Annotated in this window: 16 protein-coding genes and 2 tRNA genes; 6 read left to right on the top strand and 12 right to left on the bottom strand. The window is 60.7% G+C overall.

The window, feature by feature from the left end:
- Positions 1-125: 125 nt before the first annotated feature.
- The 4 genes from FIU86_RS10040 to rocF all read right to left on the bottom strand — a co-directional run bounded on the left by FIU86_RS10040 (position 126) and on the right by rocF (position 3,779).
- Positions 126-782, bottom strand: coding sequence for an FkbM family methyltransferase (locus FIU86_RS10040; RefSeq protein WP_152474958.1), 657 nt, complete (start codon positions 780-782; stop codon positions 126-128).
- Between the two features lie 81 nt (positions 783-863).
- Positions 864-1,910 (bottom strand): ornithine cyclodeaminase, encoded by a 1,047-nt coding sequence (locus FIU86_RS10035; protein ID WP_152477067.1) that lies wholly within the window; start codon positions 1,908-1,910, stop codon positions 864-866.
- A 7-nt stretch (positions 1,911-1,917) separates the two neighbouring features.
- Positions 1,918-2,853 carry a citrulline utilization hydrolase CtlX gene (ctlX, locus tag FIU86_RS10030; RefSeq protein WP_152474957.1) on the bottom strand — a complete coding sequence of 312 codons (936 nt, stop codon included), beginning with the start codon at positions 2,851-2,853 and terminating at the stop codon, positions 1,918-1,920.
- Positions 2,850-3,779: an arginase gene (gene rocF / locus FIU86_RS10025; protein ID WP_152474956.1), complete on the bottom strand. Its 930-nt coding sequence runs from the start codon at positions 3,777-3,779 to the stop codon at positions 2,850-2,852. Before rocF ends, ctlX begins: the two co-directional genes overlap by 4 nt.
- A 115-nt stretch (positions 3,780-3,894) precedes the next feature.
- Between rocF and FIU86_RS10020 the strand changes: the two genes are divergently transcribed.
- On the top strand, positions 3,895-4,323 hold the full coding sequence (locus FIU86_RS10020) for an Lrp/AsnC family transcriptional regulator (protein WP_152474955.1): 429 nt from the start codon (positions 3,895-3,897) through the stop codon (positions 4,321-4,323).
- 12 nt (positions 4,324-4,335) lie between these two features.
- On the opposite strand, the gene FIU86_RS10015 is transcribed toward FIU86_RS10020, so the two are convergent.
- The gene (locus tag FIU86_RS10015) at positions 4,336-4,812 is read right to left on the bottom strand and encodes a disulfide bond formation protein B (protein ID WP_152474954.1); all 477 of its coding nucleotides are present in this window, start codon (positions 4,810-4,812) and stop codon (positions 4,336-4,338) included.
- A gap of 70 nt (positions 4,813-4,882) precedes the next feature.
- Positions 4,883-5,497 (bottom strand): exopolysaccharide biosynthesis protein, encoded by a 615-nt coding sequence (locus FIU86_RS10010; RefSeq protein WP_152474953.1) that lies wholly within the window; start codon positions 5,495-5,497, stop codon positions 4,883-4,885.
- A gap of 128 nt (positions 5,498-5,625) precedes the next feature.
- Between FIU86_RS10010 and FIU86_RS10005 the strand changes: the two genes are divergently transcribed.
- Positions 5,626-5,711 (top strand) — tRNA-Leu (locus tag FIU86_RS10005).
- A 371-nt stretch (positions 5,712-6,082) separates the two neighbouring features.
- A complete protein-coding gene (locus FIU86_RS10000; RefSeq protein WP_172977485.1) occupies positions 6,083-6,466 on the top strand; it encodes a hypothetical protein in 384 nt (127 codons plus the stop codon).
- 169 nt (positions 6,467-6,635) lie between these two features.
- On the opposite strand, the gene FIU86_RS09995 is transcribed toward FIU86_RS10000, so the two are convergent.
- Together FIU86_RS09995 and FIU86_RS09990 are read right to left on the bottom strand one after the other, a co-directional pair.
- On the bottom strand, positions 6,636-7,244 hold the full coding sequence (locus FIU86_RS09995) for a hypothetical protein (protein WP_152474951.1): 609 nt from the start codon (positions 7,242-7,244) through the stop codon (positions 6,636-6,638).
- Positions 7,237-8,091, bottom strand: a complete 855-nt coding sequence (locus FIU86_RS09990; RefSeq protein ID WP_152474950.1) for a hypothetical protein — start codon at positions 8,089-8,091, stop codon at positions 7,237-7,239. The genes FIU86_RS09995 and FIU86_RS09990 overlap by 8 nt, the downstream gene beginning before the upstream one ends.
- Before the next feature lie 410 nt (positions 8,092-8,501).
- Between FIU86_RS09990 and FIU86_RS09985 the strand changes: the two genes are divergently transcribed.
- Complete coding sequence (locus FIU86_RS09985) at positions 8,502-9,071, top strand: recombinase family protein (protein WP_152474949.1); 570 nt, start codon at positions 8,502-8,504, stop codon at positions 9,069-9,071.
- Positions 9,072-9,420: 349 nt separating this feature from the next.
- Positions 9,421-10,290: a hypothetical protein gene (locus FIU86_RS09980; RefSeq protein WP_152474948.1), complete on the top strand. Its 870-nt coding sequence runs from the start codon at positions 9,421-9,423 to the stop codon at positions 10,288-10,290.
- A gap of 231 nt (positions 10,291-10,521) precedes the next feature.
- Here the strand turns inward: FIU86_RS09980 and FIU86_RS09975 are convergent.
- The 4 genes from FIU86_RS09975 to FIU86_RS09960 form a co-directional block, all read right to left on the bottom strand.
- Positions 10,522-11,873, bottom strand: a protein-coding gene (locus FIU86_RS09975) for an IS3 family transposase (RefSeq protein ID WP_152473331.1) whose coding sequence is annotated in 2 segments (ribosomal slippage) — positions 10,522-11,537 and positions 11,537-11,873 — 1,353 coding nt in all. Because the reading frame shifts where the segments join, the coding sequence is not laid out codon by codon here.
- Between the two features lie 44 nt (positions 11,874-11,917).
- A complete protein-coding gene (locus tag FIU86_RS09970; protein WP_152474947.1) occupies positions 11,918-12,256 on the bottom strand; it encodes a hypothetical protein in 339 nt (112 codons plus the stop codon).
- A gap of 95 nt (positions 12,257-12,351) precedes the next feature.
- Positions 12,352-12,426: transfer RNA gene (locus tag FIU86_RS09965), tRNA-Asn, on the bottom strand.
- Between the two features lie 70 nt (positions 12,427-12,496).
- Positions 12,497-13,399 carry an MBL fold metallo-hydrolase gene (locus FIU86_RS09960; protein ID WP_152474946.1) on the bottom strand — a complete coding sequence of 301 codons (903 nt, stop codon included), beginning with the start codon at positions 13,397-13,399 and terminating at the stop codon, positions 12,497-12,499.
- Positions 13,400-13,445: 46 nt separating this feature from the next.
- Here FIU86_RS09960 and FIU86_RS09955 point away from each other — a divergent pair, with 46 nt between their 5' ends.
- Complete coding sequence (locus tag FIU86_RS09955) at positions 13,446-14,750, top strand: ATP-binding protein (protein WP_152474945.1); 1,305 nt, start codon at positions 13,446-13,448, stop codon at positions 14,748-14,750.
- Positions 14,751-14,791 lie beyond the last annotated feature (41 nt).

Below are 14,791 nucleotides of genomic sequence, written 5' to 3'. Positions count from 1 at the left end.
CGGGGAGGGTGCGCTCGCCCCTGACGCAGCTCAGGCCGCAGGCAGAAACCGGGCGGTACATAAAGAGTGAGCCTGAGCGGCGAAACTCAACCGGGGGGCTTCGGCCCCCCGTTTTTCTTTGTCTCTCAGGGGCGTAGCTGCCATTCTTCCCAGACGAAGGGATAGGACCAGACGCAATGATGCGTCTTGTTAAGCCGGGCGCGGATATCGTCGCGCAGCGCCTTCATATCCGGCTCGAACAGGTGGAACTGCACTTGCAGGCGGTCGACCTTGGATATGTCGCCCGACTCGATCAGCGCGGGCAGCAGGTCGTATTCGCCGCCCTCGATATTGACCTTCATCAGCGCGATCCGGTCCACCGGCGTATGGGCAAAGAAATCCGACACCGACATGGTCTTGGCCTCGAAGCTCTTGCCGTGATCGGCCACCGAAGAGGACGCGTCGCCCGCATCCGACAGCTCCATCGTGCCGGTCGTCGACCCGATGGCCAGCTCGTGCACGTGTACGTGGTCGCGGCCCGCGAATTTCTGCTCCAGCGCCTCGGCAAAGCCGGGATGCGGCTCGAAGAGGTGCATCTGCGCGGCGGGCTGCTGGCCCAGAACCGTGTCAGTCCACTCGCCTTTGTAGGCGCCCACGTCGAATACCACGTCGCCGGGCACCAGGTCGCCATATTGCACAAGCCGCGCCTGGCCGTTCTGCCGCCGCCACTGGCGGAAGGCATCGTAGAAGACGCCCTTCCACGGGTTGCGCCGCCGGTCGAGCCATCGTTTCAGTGAAGCCATCGTCACGCTCTTTCGCTTGGGTCTTGGGCGGCGTCATATCCAAGTTCACCGCACAAGGCGAGAGCGTATGCGTCGCAGGCGTCAGGGCATCGCGCGTTGCACCATGCCGAAGAGGTCGCGCGGGTCGTCCGGGTCGGCCAGAAGGTCGAGGTCCAGAAAGCAATCCGTGCCGGGAATATGGTCGCGGATGTAGCGAAGCGCGCTGAAATCCTCGATGGCGAAGCCGACGCTGTCGAAGAGCGTGATTTGCCGGTCGCTGGTCCGCCCGGGCGCGGCCCCCGACAGAACCTGCCAGAATTCGGTGACCGGGTGGTCTGGGTCCATCTGCTGGATCTCGCCCTCGATGCGGGTCTGCTCGGGGTATTCCACGAAGATATCCGACCGGGACAGGATCGCCGGGGCCAGTTCCGTCTTGCCGGGGCAGTCGCCGCCGATGGCGTTGATATGCACCCCTTCGCCGATCATGTTGTCGGTCAGGATCGTGGCATATTGCTTGTCCGCCGTGCAGGTCGTGATGATTTGCGCGCCTTCCATGCTGTCCTCGGCGCTGTCGCATTCCACCACGTTCAGGCCCAGCCCCTTGAGGTTGCGCGCCGCCTTTTTCGTGGCGGCCTTGTCGGTGTCCCACAGGCGCACGGTCTTGAGGCCAAGGACGGCCTTCATCGCAAGGCTCTGGAATTCCGACTGCGCGCCGTTGCCGATCATTGCCATGGTGTCGGCCCCCTTGGGCGCCAGATGCTTGGCCACTAGAGCCGAGGTGGCCGCGGTACGCAGCGCGGTCAGCACCGTCATCTCGGTCAGCAGCACAGGGTATCCGGTGTCCACATCCGCCAGAAGGCCAAAGGCCGTGACGGTCTGCAACCCGTCCTTGGTGTTCTTGGGGTGGCCGTTGACGTATTTGAAGCCATAAGCCTCGCCGTCGGAGGTGGGCATCAGCTCGATCACGCCAACGTCCGAATGGCTGGCCACGCGGGGTGTCTTGTCGAAAAGCTCCCACCGGGCAAAATCGGCGGCGATGTAGTCGGCCAGACCTTCCAGCATCTTCTCGATGCCGATGCGGTGCACCAGGCGCATCATGTTCTCGACAGAGACGAACGGAACGAAGGCTTTGTCCGAGGGGGCGAGGATGGGCATGTCAGTGACTTTCCTTGTTGGTGGCGCGGCGCGCGAGGTGGATGCCTGCGATCATGCAGCGGGCCGAGCCGCCCGCGCTTTCGATGATCGGCAGGTTCAGCGGCACGAGGCGCATGGTTTGCTCGATCGCAGTTTTCTGATCGTGTGTCAGGCAGCGCAGCGCTCGCGACGACAGGACCAGCACGAGGCCCGACGGCGTGGCGAGTTCGATGGCGTTGCCCGCGAAATCCGCGATCTGCTGCGCACTGAGCGCGATGACGGTGCGGCCGCTTTCCTCCAGACGTTCACGTATGGTGACGCGGCGCTCGGGATCGGCCACCATGTCCAGCCCGACCAGCGCCAAATGGGTGCCGACCGCCATCAGGACATTGGTGTGGTAGATGGGCGTGCCCGTCTCGTCGACCGCGTCAAAGAGGATGGGCTCATAGCCAAAGCGGGTGCAGAACCGTTCCAGAAGCAGCGGATCGGCGCGGTGCGAGCGGGCGACGAAGGCAAGGCGCCCGATATGGTCGAGCACCATCGCGCCGGTCCCTTCGAGCGCCAGACCGTCAACCTCCAGTCCGGAATAGTCGGTGATCTCGGCCACGCGATATTCCCGCTTCAGCATCTCGATCACGTCGGTGCGGCGTTCGCGCCGGCGGCTTTCGGCATACATGGGGTAAATGGCCACATGGCCGCCGTGATGGGTCGAGAACCAGTTGTTCGGAAAAACCGAATCCGGCGTGTCCGACGCTTCGTCCTGAAAGACATGCACTGTCACGCCCGCTGCGCGCAGGTCCGCCACGGCAGTGTCGAACTCGGATGCGGCACCTGTGGCGACCGCATCTGCGTCAAGGTCTGGCAGCGACTGAAACCGGTTGTCCGCCGCGGTTTCGGGGTTGGGCCGAAACCGGTTGGGCCGGATCATTACGACGGAGGAAGGCGCCTGAACGCTCATGCGAAAGCCCGCGTTGGTCGGTCGAAGATACGGCGGCCGAGGGCCGAGGCGGTCAGCTCCACCATCACCTGCGCTGTGCGGCCGCGCTCATCTAGGAAGGGGTTGAGTTCGACCAGATCGAGCGAGGTCATCAGGCCGCTGTCGCAGATCATCTCCATCACCAGATGCGCCTCGCGGATCGTCGCACCGCCCGGCACGGTGGTGCCAACGGCGGGCGCGATGCCGGGGTCGAGGAAATCGACGTCGAAGGACACGTGCAGCATCCCGTTCGCTGCCGCGACCGTGTCGAGGAAGGCGGCTAGGGGCCGCGCGATGCCCTGTTCGTCGATGCTGCGCATGTCGTGGCGGTGCGCGGGGGTGGATTGCAGGAACTCGCGCTCATCGGGGTCGACGGACCGCAGGCCCAGGAAGCAGATATTCTCATAGGGAACCGGGTTTTTCACCTGTGGAAACCCGTCAAAGCCGTCGCGCCCCGTGGCATAGCCCAGCGGCGTGCCGTGCAGATTGCCGGATTCGGTGCTTTGGGGCGTGTGGAAATCGGTATGGGCATCGAGCCACAGAACGAACTGGGGGCGGTCCACGCGAGCTGCATGATTGGCCACTCCGATTACGCTGCCCAACGACAGCGCATGATCGCCGCCGAGGAAAATCGGCAGACCTGTCTCTATCGCCTTTTCAGCGGCGTCCGCAATGCTTTTGGTCCAGCCGATGGTTTCCGCGGGCTGCACCAGGTGGCCGGGCAGCGAGGCCGGCGCGGTGGCCGGGGCAGGGCTGAGGTTGCCCCAGTCCTCGACGCTGTGACCCAGCGAGGACAACGATTTCTCGATCCCCGCCACCCGCAGCGCGTCCGAGCCCATCAGGCAGCCGCGCCTTGCCTTGCCGCTGTCTACGGGGGCACCGATCAGAATACAGTTCGACGGGGTCATGTCAGAGGCTCCTTTCCTGTTGCGCAGAATGTTGTTGCGAATTTGATCGGAATGAAGCAGGTATTTTGTCCAGAACGAAACCATAATCGGCAAAACGGAGGCTTGGACCTGCAATATGGATGCGGTGGATCAGAAACTGCTATCGGCCCTGCGCCACGACGCCCGCGCGTCGCTGTCGGAACTGGCGATGACGTTGGGCGTGTCGCGCACCACGGTGCGGTCGCGGATCGACCGCCTCAAGGCCTCGGGCGAGATCGTGGGCTTTACCGTGGTGGTCAAGCAGGACACGGTCCGTGACCCGGTGCGGGGCCTGATGATGCTGGGGATCGAAGGGCGCGGCACGGAACGGGTGGAACGGCGGTTGCGCGGGCTGTCTGCTGTTAGGGCCTTGCACAGCACCAATGGCCGCTGGGACCTGATTGTCGAGATCGGGGCCGAAACGCTGGAGGAACTCGACAGCGTGCTGGCCGAGATCCGGCGCTTTGAGGGCGTCGCGACCTCCGAGACGAGCCTGTTGCTGAGTACGAAGAAGCAGGCCGGCTAGAAAGCAGGGCGGTCAGACTGCGCGGCGCAGCGCCATCGCCCAGAAAACCGCAAAGAGCAATGACGCCAGCATGTTCCAGCTGGCCATCGACAGGCCCATCATCTCCCACGGGACCTCGTCGCAGCGGACCAGCGGCGCGGACATGATCTGGTCCATCAATTCGTCGGTGCTCATGCCGGTAGTGCTGCCCGCGGTGCACGACGAAGGGCCCTCCCACCAGCCGCGCTCGACGCCGGTGTGATAGCCCCCGATCACGGCGGTGGTCAGCGCCGCGAGCAGTCCCGCGCCCAGCAGCAGCCGCACCGCACCGAGGCCCAGCGGGACCAACAGCACCAGCGCACCGAGGACAATCGCCGCGCCGTGGGGCCAGCGCTGCCAGATGCACATCTTGCAGGGGGCCAGCCCGCCCAGGTGCTGGAACGCCCAGGCCCCCAAGAGCAAGGCCAGCGAACCGCCAGCGGCGAGAAGTATGAAAGAGTTACGTGTCACGTTTGGCCTCGACGTTTGAGGGGCAATTAGATCGGGTGTGCGGGGCGGCGCAAGGGACCATTTTTCCGTGTCACAGGCCAAGCCATCCCTTGATCAGGCTGACAAGCGTCGCCCCGGCAAACACCAGCGTGGCAATCCAAGCGGTGCCCAGCACGGCGCCGATCAGCACCAGGATGCCGTCACGCTGCAATAGGCCCATCGCCACCACCACCACGGCAAAGCCCGGCACGGTGTTGGTGGCGGGCAGAGGGACAAGGATCGAGGCGCTGAACAGGACCAGCGCCAGGCCGACGACCTGATCCAGCGGCCTGCGGGTCAGAAACGCCAAGCGCGGTTTGCTAATCGCCTCGATCCGGCGCAGCCAGGGGCCCGCGCGGGCGGAAAGCCTGTGCAGGCTTTCGGTGGCCACATCGCGCGCGGCCAGCCTCGTCGGCAGCCACGGCACCCGACGCCCGATGGCGATCTGGACCGCGACGAACATCAGCGGCAGGGCGACAACCTGTGGCACGCCGTAGAGGAACGGGATACAGCAGGGCAGGGCGAGTATCAGCAGGAACAGGCCGAAAGCGCGTTCGTGAAGCTGTTCCAGAATCCAGCCGAGCGACACGCGGTCGCCCGCGGCAAGGGCCGTCAACTGGTCGAGCCGGTCCGATATCGCGATATCTTCCGGCGGTTTCGCGGTCATTCCTGTGGGCCCTTGGTCAACGGATCGAGAAAGATCGGCAGATCTCGCGTAGCAAATCGCACGTCCGGACGCCAGCGCCAGTTCGCCTATTGTCCTCGGGTGGCGAGTTGGGTAGAGGTTGGGTCCGTGCCCAAGTGGCGGAATGGTAGACGCAGGGGATTCAAAATCCCCCGGTAGTGATACCGTGCCGGTTCGAGTCCGGCCTTGGGTACCAATGACTTCAGGGGGGTGCACGCTGAGCTATTATCGCATGCCCTTGGGCTATGCGTGACTTCCACAAGCGACTCCCACGTCATTCCTTGAAGCGCCGCTTCTTGGCGGTCCGCGACATTGCTCTCCGGTACGCCTGTTTCCAGTAGTATGCTACTGTTTTGGCGCTCTGACCTCTTACAGCTTGGATTTCCGCGTCGGCGCATTTGGCTGCCGCGAGTTCAACGCATGCGCGTTGACGGTGACCATGGAGCGTTTAACGATTTGCGTTGTCGTCGTGCTCCTTAGCCAAGTTGAGAAGTGTCGCGCGCAATGCTCGGAATGACTTCTCCGAAGAGTCATAAGAGTGCGGCCAATTCACCACTTAGCAAGCACATGCCTTGGGCCTTCCTCGAGGTTCTCGACCAACCTTCGCAGGCTGGCAGGGCAAAAGCTATCGAATGTTTCATCGCCCTTTTCATCCGTGCCGGTAATCCACTCGTCTTTGAACGCGCTTCCGGGCATCTTGATCGCCCCAGCAGGCTTCTGTCCGGTCCCATGGATCTGGTGACCGTGATCACCGATATTGCCTCAAACGGCCTGAGCCTCATTCTGCTGGGCGATGCCTTCTGCATTTCGGGGCATCCCGGAATCGCGCGTGCATTGGTTCGTGTACCGGATCATGCCGCATTTTGTGCCCCCGTTCGTGCACCTCGGGTGCACAGGGTACACATTCGGCAAATTCGCATGAGCGACGTTCCAATGAAATCCGGGTCTTGAAGAATTTTTGGCTCCGGCGGTAGGAATGCCGGAGGATTCCTTTATCCATCTATCCCTTTGGAAAACAACAAGAAAACGAAATGGACGTTTTGCATGTATCCCCGAAGGTGCCCCATATGTATCCCGTCAATCTGCGAAAAGGTCAATGCTCGTGTTCGCCCTGAGGTGCCTACTCAGTCTTGTAACCCAGCCCAGATACCAGATCGGCGTCTGCCTCGATCTTGGTTTTCCGCGCCTCAACTGCTTGTTGTGCAATCTGGGAAAGCTCCGCAGCGAAGTTCCCCTTGCTTTTTTGTTGGAAACCGAGCCATGTCTGGATTTCGGAAATCTGACGGTCGATCTCAGCTTTCACCTTTTCTTGCTCAAGATTGGTGCCGCTGATCGTGAACACGACCGAGTTACCTTCCACGCGACCTCGCGGGATCGATGTTGTCCAAGTGTTGGGCTTTATCTTGAACATCTGGGCATCGCCGGTGAACGGAATTCGGACATCTATTGCCGTGCCTTTCACGTATTGAGGTCCGCCAGATGAGAAGTGGCGCATTCGATTGTTCGATACGTCGATTTCGACTTCGCGCTGTTTGACCGTGATGTTTTCAGTATCAAGGGCAGGGACTTCCAGAGAATACTTCTCGCATAGCTCACCCGCCAACTCTTCGATGGATTTCTCTGCAAACGCGTTCGACGTCAGCTTGCTCGCGGCGTCGCGTGCGGCTCGCTTCTGACCTTCGACTACGGCAGTCCAATCATACTGCCAGAACAGAACATCATCACGCATCTACCTTTTCTCCTTCTTCGTCGACCGGCTCCGCATCATCTGCAGCGTCGTGGTATTCGATCTTCGGTGTGATCTCGGTCATGGCGTAGTGTACGAACTGCTGGCCGAGTGCAGTCAGTTCGTATCCCTCTTCGTCATCGAAAGCCGACTTCATCCGTGGGTCAGTCGATCCGGCGCGCTTCGGTCGCTTCTTCTTGATGAAGTTTCCCGCGTAGTCGGTTTGACGATGCTGTCGGACTACTCCACCAGTTGACAGGTCGCGGAACAACAGCTTGTAAAGGTCCGCTTCGGCCGAGTTCTCCCTAGGGCGGCCCTTGCCAAGTCGGTCCCAGATTTCCCCTCGAGTGATACCATCGCTGTTGTAGATTTCGGCAACCACCGCGAAGTGTAGTTCAGAATAACTGTGAAGCCACTCGAGAAATAGTCGGACGACATCATCAGAGGTTAGCCTGGCTGACGCCGCGTTAGTGAGTATGTTCCGAACGTATTCTTGCTTGGTTGCGCTCTCTGTTCCGGCCCAATCTCGGAATGCCTTTTTCACCAACGCCTGATAATCGTCAGAGGTTACGCGCTCCGCGATTTCCTCATCATGTAGGTCAAGCCTCATGGCAATCTCAGCTATAGTAGTCTGTTTCTCACGTAGCTCGTCCTCAAGCATCGCAATCCATTGCTTGAGAAAGTCATTCAGTCGATCTTGCTCGCGTTCCGACCAATAGCCCGCGGCAGCCGAGAAAAGGCCTCCCGCGAAAGGCACAGCTCCTGCTACTTGCAACGCGCCCCGCGCAACCTTCTTCCAGCTTTCATTTTCAGGCTTTTCAGGCCCCTCCGCACTCACATCATCAGCCATATAGAACTCCTTGGTTCCAATCCGTCGCGATCCTCCCTCTTGGCTACTAAATGAGCCTATAGTACGACTATATAACACAGTATATGGTGGCATCCTAGTCTTGCTGCAATGGGCCACAGAAGGTTTTTTGACTTTAACGCGGCGCCGCGGAATAGACTCTCGGTTTATTTCAGCGCAAATTTGCGTGCCGCAGGTATTAAAAGGTGCCGCACGAATTTCCCCCCGGTGGGGCGCACTTTCACATGCAACGACCATTGCAGGTTCTAATCTAGCTGAGAGAAGTAAATTCCCATTAGGCCAAGGTTATGTGGGAAAATCCGAACTCGTCCGAAGTGTTCCCATAAGAGTGGTGTTGACATTTTGGGAAGGTATTCCCCATATGTCTGAGAACCTATTTGGAGTGACATTTCATGATCATCGGATACGCCCGCACGTCCACACTCGACCAGAAGGCAGGCCTAGCGGCCCAGCAACGCGACCTCGCGGTAGCAGGTTGTGAGAAGGTCTTTACCGAGCAAGTGTCATCAGTCGATATGCTTAAGCGAGAGAAGCTGGAAGAGGCCATCGAGTTCGCCCGTGAGGGAGATGTCATGGTTGTCAGCAAGCTGGATCGACTGGCGCGTTCGGTAGCCCATCTGGTCAAGATCACAGAGCGTCTTGAAGCCAAGGGCGTGGCCTTGCGTATCCTTGATGGGGCTATCGACACCACGACCGCGAACGGACGGCTTCACCTCAACATGCTCACCAGCATCGCGCAGTTTGAGAGAGAGATCATGCTGGAGAGGCAGCGTGAGGGTATCGCGAAGGCGAAGGCCGCTGGACTTTACAAAGGCAGGAAACCGACTGCCAAGGCCAAGGCTGATGATATTCTAAAGCTGGAGAGTGAAGGCATGCCGCCGCTCAAGATCGCGGAAACCCTCGGCATCGGCAAATCCAGCGTCTATCGCATCTTAAGCGAAGCGAAGGAAAAGGCTGTCTGAGGGATGAAAACAGATTATCCCACATACTAGGGTTAGACAGCGGTTCTGCGGGTTTCGAAGGCTTCTGAGAGGGCGGGTTGGGCGATTAACCCCCATACGAGAGATAAGACACCCTGAGCGGTCACTCCCGGTGGTTCTAACGGGCACTGCCGACCCTGGCTATGCGACGACGGATGTCTTCTCTCAGAACAAGTGATGTTGACTTCATGGTTCCCTCCTCGGTGACCCTTCGGGTTGCCGGGGTGGGTTCTTTTTTGGCGCATGCCTTCGGAGGAGCGCGACCAACGCTTTTCACAGATTGTCACATCATCACCCGCAGACATCCCCGCATGCAACAAGGACTAATGACATGCTGAACAGAACTCTCACGAATATCGACCGCAACAAGATCACCACAGACAGCACCTTCAGGCACCGTTCAGGCTCCAATAGTGGCACCCTTCTGGCCGCCCTCAGGAAGACCCTTCGGAACACTGGTAGGCTGGACCCTGTGCTGGTCTGGCAGGAGACAGACGCCAAGGACAACCAAACGGGTCGCTTGGTTCTTCTCGATGGGCACTATCGGCTGGCAGCCTATAGGGCAGAGCAATCCGCCGGGAAGATCGAAGGAAGAGGCATCCCTGCGGTGCTTCTGACGGGAAACCGAATAGAGGCCCACTTGGCCGCGCTCATGGCAAACTCCAAGGACACCCTGCCATTGACCATGCAGGAGCGCCTTAACGCGGCATGGATGTTGGTGCGGACATATCGGAACGGCATCTCGAAGCCCCGTTTGGCGGGGGCCTCAGGGGTGGCAGAGCGCACCATCGCCAACATGAGGCAGCAACTGCGCAAGTTCGCCGAGGCAGGAGAATGCCCTGACGGCAACTGGCTGGTAGACCGCAGGTTCCCCGTTAAAAGCGAGTTTGAGCCTCCCTCTGATGCCGCACGACAAGCGATCATCACCTCCATCTCACAGGCCCTCAGGACGGCCCTCAGCGATGCCCGAACACGAGACTACGAGATCATCGGCGATGCCATTCAGGAAGCTCTAGGCGCACGCCAGTTGGCGTTCGTGATGGACTACCTCGGGGGTGGTGATGAAGAAGATGATAGGGACACCGGATGGATGGAACCCGACATCAACGAAGGGGGCTACTTCAACGACGATGACGGCGATGAAGATGACTTCACGGGCAATCGAACGACACCCCTTGAGATGTCCGCGAGGTTGAACTGAAAGCCACCTAACCATGCACCCTATAGACCATGCATCTTGCATGGCTCGACGAACTCAATTGCGCCCCTGTCGGTCACCCCGGCGGGGGCTTTTCTCTTCCCAAGAAGGAAAACCGAAGTGACTGATACCATCCGCATCGACCTCGACTCAGTTCGGGTGTCCGTCTTCAGAGTTTTTCGGACAAGTCGTTTGTTTTGGTAACGGAGGCTCTGGTTCGGTTTCTGTTTGAGTTTAGGCGACCGCGGCTTTGTGCTGCAACCGGCGCTTTCGGATTGTCTGTTTCTTGATCTCCTCTCTCATTTTCAGGATCGTCCGACCCCGACCGTGGTAGACGTCAGCCGGCGTCAGGTTATCCAAGCTCTCGTGGTATCGCCGAGTGTTGTAGTATCCGACGAAGTCGCCGATCTGGCGTTCAAGATCCCCCGGCAGATAGTAGTTCTCCAGCAGAACCCGGTTCTTCATGGTCTGGTGCCAGCGTTCGATCTTGCCCTGGGTCTGTGGGTGGTGCGGCGCTCCGCGGACGTGATCCATACCTTTGGTATCGAGGTAGTCGGCCAGGTCGGCCGCAACGTAGGACGAGCCGTTGTCGCTGAGCAGCCGGGGCTTGTGAACGACTGTCGCATGAGCACAGCCCGAGGCCTCCAGCGCCAGATCCAGCGTGTCCGTCACATCCACGGCCTTCATTGTCGTGCAGAGCTTCCACGCGATGATGTAGCGGCTGTAATCGTCGAGGATCGTGCTGAGATAGAACCAGCCCCAACCGATGACCTTGAGATAGGTGAAGTCGGTTTGCCAGAGTTCGTTGGGCCGAGTTGTCTTGTCCCGGAACTCATCGGCGGCACGGATCACCACATGGGCCGGAGCCGTGATCAGGTCCTGGGCCTTGAGAATGCGGTATGCCGAGGACTCAGATACAAAATACCGTTTCTCATCGGTGTATTTGACCGCCAATTCCCGTGGCGTCAGATCCTCATGATCCAGCGCGAACTCAACGAAGGCGTCGCGGATCTCGTCCGGGATGCGGTTCCACACCGCCCGAGGCCGCGGGGACGTGTCACGCAAAGCGTCAACGCCGCCATCGGCCCACCGCGCATACCACTGGTAATAGGTGCTGCTGGGAATGCCGAGCATGGTCAGGGTCCGCCTGACCGGCAAATGCGAGGCTTCGACTGTCCGAATGATCTCGAGCTTCTCCGAGGCTGGGTATCTCATGCGTCGTCCTCCCCATCCCCGAACGTGCTTTTTTTGAGCAGCCTGTTCTCCAGTGTCAGCTCCGCGACCACTTCTTTCAGCGCGGCTGCCTCAGAGCGCAGTTCCTTGACCTCGGGAGCTGTCGCCTGACGGGCTGTGTCACCCGCCAGCCGGTTCTTCCCAGCCTCAAGAAACTCCTTCGACCAGCTGTAATAAAGGCTCTCAGCGATCCCTTCACGACGGCACAGGGCCGCTATGCTTTCTTCGCCCCGCATCCCGGCAAGCACGATGCGGATCTTCTCCTCCGCCGAGTAGTGCTTGCGGGTCTTACGCTTGATACCCCTAACAAGCTTGTCAGCAGCATCCTTGGATGTTCCGGATCTCTTGTTCATCTTCGCTCCATTATGGCTTCGATGAACCAGAAATCCTCCGTTCCTCAAACACCTAAATCTGTCCGGTAGGTGCTGACGTTAGACAGTGTTCGGGGATCATCGAGGCTCGCCCATGCCTTTCGCTTGTAAGCCTCTAAGCCGCTATCGCCAAAGGCCTCCGGCACACCATCACGGGCATCGCCCACCAAACTCGCGTAGGCAGCTTCAAGCGCAGAATGCTCCGCGACCATTTCCGCGTTCATGTTCTGGACTCGAAAGCGGCAGCGGAAATATGGCTCCTTGGAAGATGGATAATGGTGTTTGATGTCAATCGGGATGCGTCGGCTGTAGACGAACTTCCCTTTGTTGGTGACTACGTTCGGTAGCTTCATCAGCAGTGCCATGATTGGATGTATCCCCGGTGTATCCCGTAATGTAGCCCGCAGGGACACCGCAAGCCCTTGTTCTCAAGGCTTTCAAGGGGATAGGTCGAGGAAAATGGCTCCGGCGGTAGGGATCGAACCTACGACCAATTGATTAACAGTCAACTGCTCTACCGCTGAGCTACGCCGGAATACCGGAGGCGGATATAGCAATCTCCTCTGGCGGCGTCCAGAGGGATTGTGACAAAAAATTCTCCGCCTTCACAATAATTCGAAACGGGAGGTCGCGGTCAAGTTTCCGTCCGGGGCAACCAGGTTTCTTCCATGAAGATCAATGAGATGCGCCAGAACGTTCCTTGCGGCCGCGCCAAGGAGCGCGACGGGTGTGTCGGTGTAGACGCGCCGCGCGAGACTTTGCGCGTCTGCCGGGCCGTCGCGCAGCGCATCGAGGATCGACGCCTCGCGCCCCTCGCGGTGCGCGAGCAGCCAGTCGAGCCGCCCCATCGGGTCCTGGATCGGCGCGCCGTGGCCCGAATGGAATACCTTTGCGCCGCGGATCCTCAGCCGGCGGCAGGAGGCCATGAAATCCGTCAGGTCCCCGTCCGGCGGCGCCACCAGAGAACTGGCCCAGCCCATCACCAGGTCGCCGCAGAACACCGTGTCGCCCACGGCAAAGGCCATGTGGTTGCCAAGATGCCCTGGCGTCCAAAGTGCCTCCAGCGCCCATCCCTCGGCTTCGATCACCATGCCATCGCTCAACGCGACGTCCGGGGCAAAGCCGGCGTCCACGCCTTCGCCGGCATCCTCCAGCCCTGACGCGGCCAGCTGCGTCATGATGGCGCTGCGCCCTGCGTGTGACAGCCCGAAGCCATGCACCTGCGCGCCCGTCTCGCGTGCCAGCCGATGCGCCAGCGGCGAATGATCGACGTGGCTGTGCGTGACCAGCACATGGCTCACCCTCTGGCCCGTGTCCAACGCCCCCAGTATGGCGGCCAGATGTGCCGCATCGTCGGGCCCGGGGTCGATCACCGCGATGTCGCGCGTGCCTACCAGATAGGTGTTCGTCCCCCAGTAGGTCATTGGCGACGGGTTGTCGGCCAGAACGCGGCGTAGGCCCGGGGACAGTTCCTCGGCGATGCCGGGTGTGGGGCGGTCTTCATCCATATGCTTGGCTCTTTTCGATCCTGATCGTCGCGGCTAGGTTTAGCGCATGTCCTTTCGCTGGCTCAAACCCTATATGCCCCGGTCGCTTTACGGTCGCGCCATTGCGATCCTGCTGCTGCCGGTCATCACCCTGATGCTGGTCGTCTCGATCGTCTTCGTGCAGCGCCATTTCGAAGGTGTGACCAAGCAGATGACCCGCACCGCCAGCCGCGAGGTCGAGGTGCTGCTCGATTCCGGCCTTGGGCCGTCCGAGATCGGACAATCACGGCTCGCGCGCAACCTTCGCATCTCCGTCGAGGAAATGCCGCTCGACGCGCTGCCCGCCGACGACAGCCGCCGCTGGTATGACTTCACAGCTGGCTACGTGATTGCCGAGTTCAACCGGCTTCTGCCGATGCTGCACGCGCTGGAGTTGCCCGACGACCAGGTTGTGCATCTCTATTTCGCCATGCAGGACGAGGGCCTGCGGCTGACCTTCGACCGCCGGCGCGTCTCGGCCTCCAACCCCCACCAGCTATTGGTCTACATGTTCTTTTTCGCCGCGCTGATGACCGTGATCGCCTATTTCTACCTGCGCAATCAGCTGCGCCCGATCACACGCCTGGCCAACGCGGCGCAGGCGTTCGGTCGTGGCCGCCACATCGATTACTGGCCCTCCGGCTCGACCGAGGTGCGCGCCGCGGGTGCGGCCTTCATCGACATGCGCGCCCGGATAGAGCGCCAGATCGAACAGCGCACGCTTATGCTTTCGGGGGTCAGCCACGATCTGCGCACGCCCATCACCCGGTTGAAACTGGCGCTCTCGATGCTTGACGCCGAGGATCGCGAACCGATGGAACAGGACGTGGCCGACATGGAGCGCCTGATCAACGAGTTCCTCGATTTCGCCCGCGGCGCACAGGAAACGACACCCGAGCCCACCGATCCGCAGGCCCTTGTCGCCCGGATCGTCGAGGAGTTTCAACGGGTCGGCAAGCCCGTAAGGTTTGGCTCCTGCGAAGGACAGGGAGTCGTGGCGTTGCGCCCCGGCGGAGTGCGTCGCGCGCTCGAAAACCTGATCGGCAACGCCGTGCGCTACGGCACGAGGGCCGAGGTGTCGGTCCAACTGACCGACCGCGCCTTGCGCATCCGCATCGAGGATGACGGCCCCGGCATCCCGCAGGCACAGCGCGAAGAGGCGCTCAAACCCTTTGCCCGGCTGGACGAGGCCCGCAACCAGAACCTCGGCACCGGGGTCGGGCTGGGCCTGGCCATCGCAATGGATATCGCCCGCGCCCATGGCGGCACGCTGCGCCTTGGCGAAAGCGAGCGCCTCGGCGGGCTGCAGGTCGACCTGGTGATCGGGCGCTGACAGGCATCGGGCCGGAATCAGGTTCAGGATCAGGGCCGGGG

Origin of the sequence: Roseovarius sp. THAF9 (assembly GCF_009363715.1) — a bacterium.
In the GTDB taxonomy this organism is placed as follows: domain Bacteria; phylum Pseudomonadota; class Alphaproteobacteria; order Rhodobacterales; family Rhodobacteraceae; genus Roseovarius.
Note: the sequence above shows the minus strand (reverse complement) of the source record. Positions and strands in the feature narration are given on the sequence as shown.